Source organism: Verrucosispora sp. CNZ293 (assembly GCF_002754655.1).
On the sequence record NZ_PEFR01000001.1, the window covers coordinates 5,960,036 to 5,974,056 of the forward strand.

11 protein-coding genes and 1 pseudogene are annotated in these 14,021 nt (G+C 71.1%); 5 read left to right on the top strand and 7 right to left on the bottom strand.

From position 1 onward, the window contains the following. The first annotated feature begins 14 nt into the window (after positions 1 to 14). The 3 genes from CLT74_RS27190 to CLT74_RS27200 all read left to right on the top strand — a co-directional run bounded on the left by CLT74_RS27190 (position 15) and on the right by CLT74_RS27200 (position 2,970). The gene (locus CLT74_RS27190; RefSeq protein WP_099850145.1) at positions 15 to 1,799 is read left to right on the top strand and encodes a 3-hydroxybutyryl-CoA dehydrogenase; all 1,785 of its coding nucleotides are present in this window, start codon (positions 15 to 17) and stop codon (positions 1,797 to 1,799) included. A gap of 74 nt (positions 1,800 to 1,873) precedes the next feature. Next, the gene (locus tag CLT74_RS27195) at positions 1,874 to 2,164 is read left to right on the top strand and encodes a hypothetical protein (RefSeq protein WP_099853051.1); all 291 of its coding nucleotides are present in this window, start codon (positions 1,874 to 1,876) and stop codon (positions 2,162 to 2,164) included. Continuing rightward, positions 2,161 to 2,970, top strand: a complete 810-nt coding sequence (locus CLT74_RS27200) for an alpha/beta hydrolase (protein ID WP_099850147.1) — start codon at positions 2,161 to 2,163, stop codon at positions 2,968 to 2,970. The genes CLT74_RS27195 and CLT74_RS27200 overlap by 4 nt, the downstream gene beginning before the upstream one ends. Positions 2,971 to 3,023: 53 nt before the next feature. Here CLT74_RS27200 and CLT74_RS27205 read toward each other — a convergent pair whose 3' ends face one another. The 7 genes and pseudogenes from CLT74_RS27205 to mce all read right to left on the bottom strand — a co-directional run bounded on the left by CLT74_RS27205 (position 3,024) and on the right by mce (position 11,737). After that, positions 3,024 to 4,304 (bottom strand): AI-2E family transporter, encoded by a 1,281-nt coding sequence (locus CLT74_RS27205; RefSeq protein ID WP_486582595.1) that lies wholly within the window; start codon positions 4,302 to 4,304, stop codon positions 3,024 to 3,026. Between the two features lie 141 nt (positions 4,305 to 4,445). Continuing rightward, on the bottom strand, positions 4,446 to 4,628 hold the full coding sequence (locus CLT74_RS27210) for a DUF397 domain-containing protein (RefSeq protein ID WP_099850149.1): 183 nt from the start codon (positions 4,626 to 4,628) through the stop codon (positions 4,446 to 4,448). Between the two features lie 4 nt (positions 4,629 to 4,632). Then, positions 4,633 to 5,342 (bottom strand): annotated as a pseudogene (locus tag CLT74_RS31580) (DUF5753 domain-containing protein). 356 nt (positions 5,343 to 5,698) lie between these two features. Beyond that, the gene (locus CLT74_RS27220; protein WP_099850151.1) at positions 5,699 to 7,921 is read right to left on the bottom strand and encodes a hypothetical protein; all 2,223 of its coding nucleotides are present in this window, start codon (positions 7,919 to 7,921) and stop codon (positions 5,699 to 5,701) included. 164 nt (positions 7,922 to 8,085) lie between these two features. After that, positions 8,086 to 9,357 (bottom strand): DivIVA domain-containing protein, encoded by a 1,272-nt coding sequence (locus tag CLT74_RS27225; RefSeq protein ID WP_099850152.1) that lies wholly within the window; start codon positions 9,355 to 9,357, stop codon positions 8,086 to 8,088. A gap of 289 nt (positions 9,358 to 9,646) precedes the next feature. Then, the gene (ccrA, locus tag CLT74_RS27230) at positions 9,647 to 11,002 is read right to left on the bottom strand and encodes a crotonyl-CoA carboxylase/reductase (protein WP_099853054.1); all 1,356 of its coding nucleotides are present in this window, start codon (positions 11,000 to 11,002) and stop codon (positions 9,647 to 9,649) included. A 261-nt stretch (positions 11,003 to 11,263) separates the two neighbouring features. Beyond that, entirely contained in the window at positions 11,264 to 11,737 is a 474-nt protein-coding gene (mce, locus tag CLT74_RS27235; RefSeq protein ID WP_099850155.1) for a methylmalonyl-CoA epimerase, read from the bottom strand. Positions 11,738 to 11,798: 61 nt separating this feature from the next. Here mce and CLT74_RS27240 point away from each other — a divergent pair, with 61 nt between their 5' ends. Further along, positions 11,799 to 12,998: an acetyl-CoA C-acetyltransferase gene (locus CLT74_RS27240; RefSeq protein ID WP_099850157.1), complete on the top strand. Its 1,200-nt coding sequence runs from the start codon at positions 11,799 to 11,801 to the stop codon at positions 12,996 to 12,998. Positions 12,999 to 13,063: 65 nt separating this feature from the next. Then, positions 13,064 to 13,999: a methylmalonyl Co-A mutase-associated GTPase MeaB gene (gene meaB, locus CLT74_RS27245; protein ID WP_486582768.1), complete on the top strand. Its 936-nt coding sequence runs from the start codon at positions 13,064 to 13,066 to the stop codon at positions 13,997 to 13,999. The last annotated feature ends 22 nt before the right edge of the window (positions 14,000 to 14,021 follow it).

Sequence of the window (14,021 nt, forward strand, 5' to 3'; positions counted from 1 at the left end):
GGGGAGGCCGGGTCGTGGCGCGCGAGTTCACCAGCGTGGGTGTGGTGGGTCTGGGCACCATGGGTGCCGGCATCGTCGAGGTCTTCGCCCGCAACGGCATCGACGTGGTGGCCGTGGAAATCTCCGACGCCGCGCTCGACCGTGGCCGGGCGAACCTGACCGGCTCGACGGACCGGGCGGTGGCCCGGGGCAAGCTCGCTGAGGCCGACCGGGAAGCCCTGCTGGCCCGGGTCGATTTCGCCGTCGGGTTGGACGCGCTGCACTCGGTGGACCTGGTGATCGAGGCGGTACCCGAGCACCTCGACCTCAAGCAGCGGCTCTTCGCCGAGTTGGACCGGGTCTGCAAGCCCGAGGCCATCCTCGCCACAAACACCTCGTCGCTGAGCGTCACCGAAATCTCCGTGGCCACCGCGCGCCCCAACCAGGTCGTCGGCATCCACTTCTTCAATCCGGCTCCGGTGATGAAGCTGGTCGAGGTGGTACGCACGGTGGTCACCTCCGCCGACGTGGTGGCCGACGTGGAGGCGCTCTGCGCACGACTCGGCAAGGTCGACGTGACGATAAGTGACCGGGCCGGGTTCATCGCCAACGCGCTGCTGTTCGGCTACCTCAACCACGCCGTCGACATGTTCGAGTCCCGGTACGCCACCCGCGAGGACATCGACGCGGCCATGAAGCTCGGCTGCGGACTGCCCATGGGTCCGCTCGCACTGATGGACCTGATCGGCCTGGACACCGCGTACGAGATCCTGGACACCATGTACCGGCGTGGTGGCCGGGACCGCCGGCACGCCCCCGTGCCGTTGCTCAAGCAGATGGTGACCGCAGGACTGCTCGGGCGGAAGTCCGGCCGGGGTTTCTACACCTACGAGCGGCCGGGCTCGCCGAAGGTCGTACCGGACGAGCAGACGCCGACCACGACCGAGCCGGCGCTCACCGACGCGGTCCTGACCAAGGTCGGCATCGTGGGTTCCGGGACGATGGCCACCGGAATCATCGAGGTTTTCGCCAAGGCCGGCTACGAGGTCGTCTCGGTGACCCGGGGGGCGGAGCAGTCGGCGAAGGTCTTCGAGGCGGTGCAGACCTCCCTCAACAAGGGCGTGGTCCGGGGTCGGCTCAGTGAGGCCGACCGGGAGGCCGCGCTCGGCCGGATCAACTGGTCGGCGACCCTGGAGCACCTGGCCGACGTCGATCTGGTGATCGAGGCGGTGGTCGAGGAACTCAGTGTGAAGAAGGCCCTCTTCGCCAGCCTGGACGAGATCTGCAAGCCGGGCGTGGTGCTGGCGACCACCACCTCCTCGCTGCCGGTGATCGAGGTGGCGATGGCCACCCAGCGCCCGGCAGACGTGGTGGGTCTGCACTTCTTCAACCCCGCCCCGGCGATGCCGCTGGTGGAGATCGTCCGGACGATCCGTACCTCGGCCGAGACCATCGCCACCGCGCAGGCCGTCAGTGCCACCCTGGGGAAGACCGGGGTGGTCTGCGGCGACCGGTCCGGTTTCATCGTCAACGCGCTGCTCTTCCCGTATCTGAACGACGCGGTGCGGATGCTGGAGGCCAGCTACTCCACGGCCGACGACATCGACCACGCGATGAAGCTGGGCTGCGGTTACCCGATGGGCCCGTTCGAGTTGCTCGACGTGGTGGGTCTGGACGTGGCCCTGGCCATCCAGCGGGAGCTGTACCTGGAACTGCGCGAGCCCGGTTTCGCCCCGGCGCCGCTGCTGGAGCACCTGGTCACCGCGGGCTACCTGGGCCGCAAGACCGGCCGTGGCTTCCGCGACCACACCCGCCGCTGAACGGGTCGCGGCTTTCCGCCCGTACGCTTGACGACGTGAGTCCCCGTCGCAACCGTCCGCGCCGTGACGACGCGGTGCGCCTCGACACCGAGCGCGCCCGGCACGGCGTCGCCGCGGTCCAACAGTGGCGGGACGGCGAGTGGCAGGTGCGCGGCATCAGCGGCGGAGCGTCCACCAAGACGTACCGCTGCCCCGGATGCGACCAGGAGATCCGGCCCGGCGTGGCGCACGTGGTGGCCTGGCCGGCGGACGGCCGGGGCGACCTGACCGACCGGCGGCACTGGCACACCGGCTGCTGGCGTGCCCGCGACCGACGGACCCCGGTGATCCAGCGTGGCCGTCGGAACGGGAGACTGGAAGCATGAGCACACCGATCCGTGCCTCCTCGATTCTGCCGGGCAGCCGGGAGGACATCGAGCTGCACACCGCGGATGACCTGCGGTTGGTCGGCGAGCTGGCCCGCCCGGTGGACCGGGAACCGGCCGCGACCCTGGTCTGCCTGCACCCGCTGCCCACCCACGGCGGGATGATGGACAGTCACGTGTTCCGCAAGGCGGCCTGGCGCCTGCCCGCCCTGGCTGACCTGGCTGTGCTCAGGTTCAACACCCGGGGCACCAGCAGCGTGCGCGGCACCAGCGAGGGCAGCTTCGACTCCGCCGTCGGCGAGCGCTTCGACGTCGCCGCCGCCATCGAGTACGCCGAGTTCCACGAGTTGCCGAACGTCTGGCTGCTGGGCTGGTCGTTCGGCACCGACCTGGTGCTGCGTTACGGCTGCGACCCGGCGGTGACCGGCGCGATCCTGCTCTCCCCGCCGCTGCGCTACTCCGAGCGGTCCGACCTCGCCCAGTGGGCCGAGTCGGGCAAGCCGCTCACCGCGTTGGTGCCGGAGTTCGACGACTACCTGCGCCCGGAGCAGGCCCGCGAGCAGTTCGCGGCGGTGCCGCAGGCCGAGGTCGTCGGCGTACCCGGTGCCAAGCACCTCTGGGTCGGTGACGCCGAGACCGTGCTGGACGAGGTGGTCCGGCGGGTCAACCCGACGGTGTCGGTACCGCTGCCGACCACCTGGGACGGCCCGATGGAGACCGGCGACGCCAGCGCGTACGCTGACCGGACGGTCGCCGCGTTCGCCGACACCCCGGTTTCGGGCCCACCGCAGCGCCAGGCCGACTGAGATCCGCCGCAGCCCGGTCCTGAGGCCGGTGCCGGTATGCCCTGGTCGGCAGGTCAGCGGGCATCCTGGCGGGGGAGGATCACCTCACGGAGGACGAGCTGGATGGCGGCCACCGTCGGGATGGCGATCAGCGCGCCGATCACCCCCACCAGCGACACCCCGAGCAGCGCGGCGACAAGCGCGGCAACCTCGTTGACCTGCACGGACCGCCGCATGATCTTCGGGTAGATGAGGTAGTTCTCGATCTGCTGGTAGATCACGAAGAAGACCACGCAGGCGATGCCGACCGAGAGGTCGGTGGCGAAGCCGACCAGGCTGACGATCACGGCACCGAGGGTGGCACCGATCTGTGGGATGAGGTCGGTCACCGCGACGACCACCGCCAGCGCGAACGGGTACGGCAGGCCGACGATCAGCGCGAACACGAAGGTGCTCGCGCCGGCCAGCACCGCGATGGCGAGCGCGCCGACCATGTACGCCCCGACCTTGGTCAGGATCTCGTCACCGATGAGTTGCACCCGCTGGCGACGGGAGCGCGGCACCAGCGCGTAGGCGAGGTCGCGGAGCCGATCGAAGTAGACCAGGAAGTAGATGGTCAGCACCAGCACGGTCAGCACCCGGAAGACGGTGCCGAAGACCAGCTGGGCGCCGCCGAGCACCCCGCCCAACGCCCGGCCCACCACGTCCGCGCTGGCCGCCTCCTGGGCGCGGCGCATCAGGTCGAACCGCTCGACCAGGTCGTTCACCGTCTCGTTGCGGCGTAGCGACTCCAGGTAGCTCGGCAACTGCTCGATGAACTGCCCGGACTGGGTCACGATCGGCGGCACCAGCGCCAGCACCCCGGCGGCGAGCAACGCCACCACGATCAGCACGACCGCCGCCACGGCCAGCCCGCGCGGAAAACCCCAGGACCGCAGGCGGACCACCACCGGGTGCAGGCCCACCGCGAGGAAGAGCGCGATCACCACCAGGACCAGGATCCCGGCGGCGTTGCGCACCCCCAGATAGACCGCGTACGCGAGCAGCACGCCGAGTGCCCCGGTGAATCCGACAAGGAAACTGTTACGCCTCAGCGGACGCCCGGGGGTGCCGAAGCGGTTGCTCTCCGTCCCCTCCGGACGCTGCGCCTCACCGGCCGTTGCGGTCTCCCCGGCGGCCGTTGCGGTCTCCCCGGCGGGCACCGTGTTCTTCGTACCCCCGTCGGAGCCTGCCGCCCCCGCGCCAGGCGGCGTCGCCTCCTGGGCCTGCGTCGTCTCACCTCGACTTGCTCCGGGCTGTTCCGGCTCGTGCCGGTCGGGCGCGGCCGGCCTCGGCTCGGGCTCGTGCTGTGCCATCCGGTCTCCCGTCGGTGTTCCGGCGGTGCCGCCGGATCGTCCTGCCCCGGCCGGCGAGCCGCCTGTGTCGACCCGAGTTGTGGTGCGGGCGCGCTGTCGAGCTGAGGGCGTGGGTGGCTCAGCGTGGGACGGTGCGGCGAATCATTGTCGCTTGACCTTGTCGACGAAGAACCGCCAGGTCGACGCAGTGAACGCGAGCACCGGACCCTGCCGGTCCTTGCTGTCCCGGACGGCCACCACGCCGGGCAGGTTGTCGGCCACCTCCACGCAGTCGGTGTTGCCGCTGCGGGTGGAGGTGCGCCAGGTCGCGCCGTTCAGGGCCATGACCTCACCATCTCGTTGAGGAGTGCGATCGACTGCTGGCAGCACAGCGCCTCGTTGCGCACCGTCTCCCAGCGCGCCAACAGGGTAGCCAGATTCGCTCGTTGTCTGTCGGTGACGCGGTCAGTTGGGTCTCCTGGCTCACCACCCAGCCACCGTCCACACCTCGGGCCAACGAGAACGAGCCCGAGAGGCCGACGTGCAGCCCGACGCTGAGCGGGACGACGTGGACGCTGACGTTCGGGCGCTCGGCGCAGGCGATCAGGTGCTCGATCTGGTGCGCCATGAGCGCATCGAGACGCTCCTCCCGCCGGTGCAGGATGGCCTCGTCGACGACCGCCATGAGCTGCGGCGGGTCGGGCTGGTCGAGGATGGCCTGCCGGTCCAGCCGGGCGGCGACCCGCTCACCTCCTCGTCGCTGAGCAGGTCGTCGCAGCGGATCACCGCGCGGGCGTAGCCCTCGGTCTGGAGCAGCGCTGGGACCAGCGTCGGCTGGAAGACCCGGAGCTGCCGGGCCTGGCGTTCGGCGTCCAGCCAGGGCAGGAACCAGGACGGCTGCCCTTCCCGCTCGGCGTCCCTCGACGGCCTGCGAGCGGCCCCACCCGGTCCGGGTGCATCTGGTGTCGCTCCGGTGACACCAGATGTGTCCGAAGCCCTCCTCGCCGGAGCTTGATGTGTCGAACGCGCGCGCCGCCCGTGCCGGCTCGACCACCACACACCCCGTTACAGCCGACCTGGTGCTGTCGTACTGACGGGCAGCCCCGGCCCTGCGGGAGGCGCGACTACTGCTGAGGGCGGAGTACGAACACAACCTGGCCAGCCCGTCCATCTACCTCGTGGGCCTGATGCACGACGCCATCCTCGCCCGTACCAGACCCCGCCGCCCCCACCGACTCGCCGATCATGCAGTTGTGGTCGCTGATTCGTCCATTAACGCCCGGTATTCCGCGACCACAACTGCAAGATCGCGGGGGTGCGGGCTGCGATGCGCCCGCGCTCTCAGCTCGACAGTGTCGGCACCACCAGCACCCGGTGCCAGGGCGCGCCCACCCGAGCGCCCATGCCGACAGACGTCAGTCGGAGGTTACCTTGCTGGGCTTGGCGCTGCGCTCGTCGGTTGTCGGTTTGGTCGGGCGCTTGCCGTTCTCGCCGGTGCTGGTGATCTTCGTCGGGGTGGCACCTCGGCCGCCCTCGCCGGGAACCGCTGCCACCGTCGGCTCGCCGTCCAGCCCTTCGCTCGCGGTGCCGCCGTCGACGCTTGTCGGCTCGGCCGCCGGCCGGCTCGGCGAGGGGTCTTCGACAGTGGTGACCGGTTCGGCCACCGGCTTCGTCGCCGGCCCGGCATCGTCTCCACTCCGACGGTCACCGGCCGGGCCGTCGCTGGCACCGCTGCCGGACGGGGTGACTGTCAGTTTGTCGGCGGCGGGTTGAGCGCCGTTCGGTGAGGTGCCGGTGGGGCGAACCCCGTTCGTGGACGGGCCGGCGAGCGCAGCTGCGGGTGCGGCTGAGCCGTCGGGAGCAGTTGTGGCCTGTAGCCGCAGGCCGAGCAGTTTGCGCTCCAGTTCGTCGGACTCCTGCCGGGACTTCCACGTCTCCTGGCGCAGGTCGGCGAGTTGCTGCTGGGCCTTGGCGATCTCCAGCATCACCTGGGCGAGCTGCTGCCGGCCGGCTGCCGCCTCCTGCTGCGTGGCAGCGAGGTGCTGCTGAGTGGTGGCGAGGTGCTGCTGGGTGGTGGCCGCGTACTCCTCGAACTGCCGGCGGGAGGCGGCGACGTGCTCGTCGGCCTCGCGCCGCACGGCGGTGACGTGCTCGTCGGCCTCGCGCCGGGTGGTGTCGGCGTACTGGTCGGCCTCGCGGTGGGTGCTGGCCGCGTACTCGTCGGCCTCGCGCCGGACGGTTGTGACGTACTCGTCGGCCTCGCGCCGCTTCGCGGTGGACTCGGTCTCCGCCTGGCGCAGCAGCTCACCTGCCTGCTCCTCGGCCCGCCCGCGCACCGTGGCGGCGTCCTGCTCGGCGGCCTGGCGAATCTGGTCGGCGCCCTGCTCGATCTCGTTCTTCCGCGCGGTGTACTCCGACTCCAGCTGGGACCGGCGGGTCTCGAACCCGGCCTCCAGCTCGGCGGTGCGGCTGCGGATCCGCTCGTCCAGCTCGGCGTGGCGGGTCTTGTACTGCTGCTCCAACTCGTCGCGGCGGGCGGTGAACTCGCGTTCGGCGGTCGCCTTGCGCTCGGTCAGCTCCCGATCGGCTGCCTCGCGTCGGCTGTTGACCTCCTTCTCCACCCCGGCCCGCCAGGCCCCCAGCTCCTGTTGCGCCTGCGCCCGGGAGTGCTGCACGTACGCCTCGGTCTCGCTGCGCATCCGCTGGGCGTACGCCTCGGTCTCGGCGCGGGTGCGCTTCGCCGCCTCGGTCGCCTGGGTACTCAGCCGCTCGGCCTCCTGGCGGGCCTTGTTGCGGGCGGCCCGGCCGGCCTCGGCGGCGTCGTCGATGATCTGCTTGGCCTCCTGCTGGGCCTTGGCATGGGTGGCCCGGCCGGCCTCGGTGGCCTGGTCGACCAGCCGGCGCGCCTCCTGCTGGGACTTCGCGTGCACCTCCTTGGCGGCGTCGCGAAGCTGGGTTGCTTCCTGCTGGGCGGTGGCGAGCGCCGCACGGGCCGCGTCACGGAGCTTTGTGGCTTCCTGCTGGGCCCGGCTGTGGATCTCCTTGGCCGCGTCCCGTAGCTGCGTGGCCTCCTGCTGCGCCCGGGCCAGGGCCTCCTGGGCGGCCTTGCGCAGCTGGGCGGCCTCCTCCTTGGCGGACTTCGCGGCGGCTTCCGACTCCGCCCGGCGGGCCGCGGCCTGCCGCTCCTCCTCCGCCCGGCGAGCGGCCAGGGCGATCTCAAAGTCCTTGAGTGCCGTCGCCGCCGCGACCCGGGCCTCCTCGATGATGTGCTCGGCGGCGGCCCGACGGGCCTCGATCTCCTCGTTGGCGGCGGAGAGAATGTCCTCGGCCTGCTCCTCCGCCAGCGTGAGGATCTGCTCCACCCGCGGCCCGAGGTGCCGGAAGGCGGCCCGGTCGACCACGCCGACCTGCTTACGCACCTGCGCGAGGTCGCGTTGCAGCACCTCGACCTGACCGGCCAGCTTGTGGATCTGGGTGTAAGCCTGTTCCCGTTCGGCGGCGAGCGCGGCGATCTCGTGCTCCGCGCGAGAGACGTATCGGTCAACCTGCCGTTTCTCGTAACCCCGCAGGGCGGACTCGAAGCTGGGCTCCGTGGTCACGTCCCCGCCGAGCGCGAACAGTTCCTCGCCGTGCGACATGCTCCCATCCTCACACGCATCGGGCCCTCCTGGGGCGATACGGACGCCCCTGTTGGGAGCTACTTCACGGCCCGGGGAGGGGTTTCGCTGACGCAGGGCGGCGCGGGGTGTCACCGGTCACCCGATGTCACCCCGCGCCGTGGATCATGCCCCGGTGGACCTGGTCAGCTGGAGGTTTCGGCGGCCACCTTGTCGTCGGCCCCGTCGGCCTTCTTGGCGGCCGGCTTGTCGGCCCCGGCCGCGGCGGCGTTGTTGTTGGGTACGCCCGGAACGATGCCGGCCAGGCCGGAGAGCATCTGCCCGAGCTGCGAGGTGACGGCGTCCTTCTGCCGGGTGAGGTCCTCGACCTCGCGGCGTGCCGCCTGGGTGGTCAGCTCGGCCTCGGTGCGGGCCTCGTTGAGCAGGCGCTGCGACTCGGCGCGGGCCTCGCTCAGCGTCCGCTCGGACAGCGCCTTGGCCTTCTCCACCGTCTCGGTGGCGGTGCGCTCCGACTCGACCCGGCGGGCCTCGGCGCGCTGCTCGATCTCCTTGGCCCGATCCTGCGCGGCCCGGGCCCGCTGCTCGGCCTCGTTCACCAGCTTCTGGGTCTGCGCGACCTGGGCGGCGTGCCGCTCCGACTCCTCGCGCTCGGCCTTCTCGCGCCGCTCCGCCAATTGCAGCTCCAGAGCCTGAAGGTCCTTGTCGCGCTTGTCGCGGGCGTCGGTGAGCAGCTTCGTCGCCTCGGCGCGCTTCTCCTCAGCCTCGCGGGCGGCCTTGGCCCGCTGCTGGGTGATCTCGCGCTCGGCGGTGGCACGCAGGGTGGCCACTTCGCGTTCCACGGTGGACTTCAGCTCGGCGACCTCGTGGGCGGTCACCGTACGCAGCTGCTTGGTCTCCCGATCCGCGTCGGCGCGCAGCGTGTCGGCCTCGCGCCGGGCCTGGACGCGCACCTCGGCGGCCTCGCGCTCGGCGGCGGTGCGGACGTTGCCCGCCTCCCGCTCGGCGGTCGCCTTCATGGCCGCCGCCTCGGCCCGCGCCTTGTCGGTGATCTCCCGCGCTTCGAGGCGGGCGGCGGAGAGAATCCCCTCCGACTCGCGCTTGGCCTCGTTGCGGTGGTCGTTGGCCTGCTCCTCAGCGAGCCGGAGGATCTGCTCGACCCGGGTGCCGAGGCCGGACAACGTGGGCCGGCTGTTCTCCTCCAGCTGCTTGCTGGTGTCGGTGAGCTTCTGCTCAAGGGCAGTGAGTCGCTGCTCGGACTGCCGGAGCCGGCGCTGCGCGTCGTTGAGCGCCTGCTCGGCGTCGGCGCGGTCCTTGTTGGCCTGGCTCAGCGCGGCGTTCAGCCGGCCGATGAAGTCGTCGACCTGACCGGTGTTGTATCCGCGCAGGCCAACCGTGAAATCTGGCTGCGAGTTCGCGTTATCGAAGAACGCGAGAGGGGAGGACTGCTGCTGGGGCATTGGGACATACTGGCAGACTCCCCGGGGTGCTTCGCAAGAGCGTGGCACCCTTTGCCGTCCGTATTACATGGTCAACTCTGGGCCGGGGTCGACCACGGGGGCGACACGCGATCTTGCCAGCTCCGGGGCGAGCCGGATGGCACGGAGCGTGACGTGGAAAAGGGCCGTGGCGCGATGGCGCACGGCCCTTTTTTCCCGCGTCGTCCGATCGCACGAATGGGCGTCGGGTGGCCCGTGTGGAAAGCCAATCGGCGATCACCGAATGGCCATCGGGACCTCCGCCGTCAGGTCAACGCCCGCGGAACCGGTTGATGGCCTCGGCGTGGCGCGCGCGCAGCTCGGGGTCGCGTACGCCGAGTCCGTCCTCAGGGGCCAGACAGCGGACGCCGACCTTGCCCTGGTGGGCGTTGCGGTGCACCTCGTAAGCGGCCTGGCCGGTCTGCTCCAGGGCGTACGTCCGCGACACCGTGGGGTGGATCCTGCCCAGCGCGACCAGCCGGTTGGCCTCCCACGCCTCCCGGTAGTTGGCGAAGTGGCTGCCCACGATGCGCTTGAGGTGCATCCAGAGGTAGCGGTTGTCGTACTGGTGCAGGAAGCCACTTGTGGAGGCGCAGGTGACGACGGTGCCACCGCGCTTGGCGACGTAGACGCTGGCACCGAAGGTCTCCCGGCCGGGATGCTCGAAGACGATGTCCGGGTCCTCGCCGCCGGTGAGCTCCCGGATCCGCTCGCCGAAGCGGCGCCACTCGTCCGGATCCTGGGTCTGCTCGTCCGACCAGAACCGGAAGCCCTCGGCGGAGCGGTCGATGACCAGCTCGGCGCCCATCCGTCGACACAGCTCCGCCTTCTCCGGCGAGGAGACGACGCAGACCGGGATGGCACCACCGTTGAGGGCCATCTGGGTGGCGTAGCCGCCCAGACCGCCCGAGGCACCCCAGATCAGCACCACGTCGCCCTGCTTCATGTTCGCGCCGTGGTGCGACACCAGCTGGCGGTACGCGGTCGAGTTGACCAGCCCGGGGCTGGCCGCCTCCTCCCAGCTCAGGTGCGCCGGCTTGGGCATCAGCTGGTTGGCCTTGACCACGGCCAGCTCGGCCAGGCCACCGAAGTTGGTCTCGAACCCCCAGATCCGCTGCTGCGGGTCGAGCATCGTGTCGTCGTGTCCGGCCGCGTCCTCCAACTCGACCGACAGGCAGTGGGCCACCACCTCGTCGCCCGGGCGCCAACGGCTCACCCCGGCACCGACCCGGAGCACCACCCCCGCCGCGTCCGAACCGACCACGTGGTACGGCAGGTCGTGCCGACGGGCCAGCTCGGAGGTGCGGCCGTACCGCTTGAGGAACGTGAACGTGGAGAGCGGCTCGAAGATGCTCGTCCAGACGGTGTTGTAGTTGATGGCGCTGGCCATCACCGCGACGAGCGCCTCGCCCGGGCCGAGTTCGGGCGTCGGCACCTCCTGGAGGTGCAGCGCCTTGCGGGGGTCCTTGTCCCGGGTGGCCAGGCCATCGAACATGCGGGTCTCTTCGGCCCGCACCACCACACCCCGGTAGCTCTCCGGTACCGGCAGTCCGGCGACGCCGGCCAACTCCCGCGCCGGGTCGGCCGACCCGTCCGCCGCCATGATGGCTTCGAGGATGTCCTGCACGGTGACCTCCGGTTCTCGCCGCGCCAGCGGCGGGCCTGGGGCTGCCATCGTCGACGCCGGTCGGCGGCCGTCACCATGTCGGCCGCCACCACATCCCGCGACTCGGGCTACCTGTGACGCCGGAGGTTACTGAACGGTAGCTAGGGTCGGAAGCCTCCTGTGAAAAAGTGCATCGCCCGCTGCACGGAGGTGCATGCTCGCTCGGGCAAGCGCGCACCTCCGTGCTCGGTTCGGGTCGGCCCGCCGTGCTCGGCGGTCGGGTCAGTGGGCCGCGGCCGGCTGCACCAGCTCGATAAGCACGCCGCCAGCGTCCTTGGGATGCACGAAGTTGATCCGCGAATCGGCAGTGCCGCGCTTCGGAGCCGCATAGAGCAGCCGTACGCCCCGCTCGCGCAGCGCCGCGCAGGCCGCGTCGATGTCGGCCACCGTGTACGCCACCTGCTGAACGCCCGGGCCGTTGCGGTCCAGGAACTTCGCGATCGTCGACTCGGGGGTCAGCGGGGCGAGCAGTTGCACGCAGCCGCCCCCGGTGTCCGGTCCGACGGCCAGCATCGCCTCACGTACACCCTGCTCGGTGTTGGTCTCCGTGTGGACACAGCGCATCCCGAACGTGCGCTGATAGAAGTCGATGGCGGCGTCGAGGTCGGCCACCGCGATCCCGACATGGTCGATGCGGCGCAGTCCGATGTCTGTGACATAGTCGGCAGCGGGCTCGACGGGGGAGTTCTCAGGCATGACGTTAGTCTGGCCGAACAATCGTTAAGGCGTACAGGTCGGCACCCCCTCGGAGGCAGGTATGGCTTCGGTGATCGTCAGTGGCGCGCGGACCCCGATGGGGCGCCTGCTGGGCAACCTCAAGGACCTACCGGCGACGAAACTCGGCGGCATCGCGATCGCCGCCGCGCTCGAACGGGCGGGAGTCGCGGCCGACCAGGTGCAGTACGTGATCATGGGTCAGGTGCTCCAGGCCGGCGCCGGGCAGATTCCCGCCCGGCAGGCGGCCGTCGAGGCGGGCATCCCGATGTCCGTACCGGCCCTGAGCATCAACAAGGTCTGCCTGTCCGGGCTCGACGCGATCGCCCTGGCCGACCAGCTGATCCGGGCCGGCGAGTTCGACATCGTGGTGGCCGGCGGCATGGAGTCGATGACGAACGCCCCGCACCTGCTGCTCGGCCAGCGTGGCGGCTACAAGTACGGCGACGTGACGCTCAAGGACCACATGGCGCTCGACGGGCTGACCGACGCCTGGGACTGCTGCGCGATGGGGGAGTCCACCGAGCGGCACGGCAGCACCCGCGGCATCTCCCGCCAGGAGCAGGACGAGTTCGCGGCCAACAGCCACCAGCGCGCCGCCGCCGCGCAGAAGAACGGCCACTTCGCCGAGGAGATCACTCCGGTGGTCATCCCGCAGCGCAAGGGTGACCCGCTGGTGATCAGCGAGGACGAGGGCATCCGGCCGGACACCACCGTCGAGACGCTGGCCAAGCTCCGTCCGGCGTTCGCTGCCGACGGCACCATCACCGCCGGCAGTTCCTCGCCGATCTCCGACGGCGCGGCGGCCGTGGTGGTGATGAGCAAGGCGAAGGCGAAGGAACTCGGCCTGACCTGGCTGGCCGAGATCGGCGCGCACGGTAACGTGGCCGGGCCGGACAACTCCCTGCACTCGCAGCCCTCCAACGCCATCCAGCACGCCCTGCGCAAGGGCGGGCTGACCGTCGCCGACCTCGACCTGATCGAGATCAACGAGGCGTTCGCCCAGGTCGGTATCCAGTCCACCCGTGACCTCGGGATCAGCCCTGACAAGGTGAACGTCAACGGCGGTGCGATCGCGCTCGGCCACCCGATCGGCATGTCCGGTGCCCGGCTGGTGCTCACCCTCGCGCTGGAACTCAAGCGGCGGGGCGGCGGCACCGGAGCGGCGGCGCTCTGCGGCGGCGGTGGCCAGGGCGACGCGCTGGTCATCCACGTTCCGGACCCGACCGAAACCGATCTGTGAGCGAGTCGAACACCCGCGTCCCGGCGGCGGCCACCGGTTCGGTGCGTCGCAGCCGGGACGTTCCGATGCTTGTCGAGCGGGCCCGCGACGGTGACCCCCGCGCGGTCGCCCGGCTGATCACTCTTGTCGAGTCGGGCGACGAGACGGTCCCCGCCATCGCCGCGGCGCTCGCCCCGTACGGCGGGCAGGCCCAGGTGGTCGGCCTGACCGGCTCGCCGGGGGTGGGCAAGTCCACCACCACGAACGAGTTGGTCCGGGCGTTGCGGAACCGGGGTCACCGGGTCGGCGTACTGGCCATCGACCCGTCCAGCCCGTTCACCGGTGGCGCGATCCTCGGTGACCGGGTGCGGATGCAGGACCATGCCACCGACCCGGGCGTCTACATCCGCTCGATGTCCAGCCGGGGGCATCTCGGTGGGTTGTCGGCGGCCACCCCGCAGGCGGTGCGGGTGCTGGAGGGTGCCGGCTGCGACGTGGTGCTTGTCGAGACCGTCGGCGTCGGGCAGGCCGAGGTGGAGGTGGCCTCGCTCGCCGACACCACGCTCGTGCTGCTCGCGCCCGGGATGGGCGACGCGATCCAGGCGGTGAAGGCCGGCATCCTGGAGATCGCCGACGTCTTCGTGGTCAACAAGGCCGACCGGGACGGCGCCGACGCCACCGTCCGGGACATCCAGGGCATGATCGCCCTGGGTGAGCGTGGGCCGGGCCAGTGGCGTCCGCAGGTGGTGCGGGCGATCGCCGCCCGCGCCGAGGGCATCGACGACATCGCCGCCGCCATCGACAAGCACCGTGCCTGGCTGGTCGAGCACGACGAGCTGCGGCGTCGGCGGGAGGCGCGGGCCGCCGCCGAGGTCGAGGCGATCGCGCTCGGCGTGCTGCGCGCCCGGATCGGCTCGCTGCGCGACGGTACGCACCTGCCGGCGCTCGCCGCCGAGGTGGCGGCCGGTACGACCGATCCGTACGCCGCAGCCGAGGCGTTGCTCGCCCAGCTCTCCGGGTGACCGCGTCCACTGCGGAGCGCCG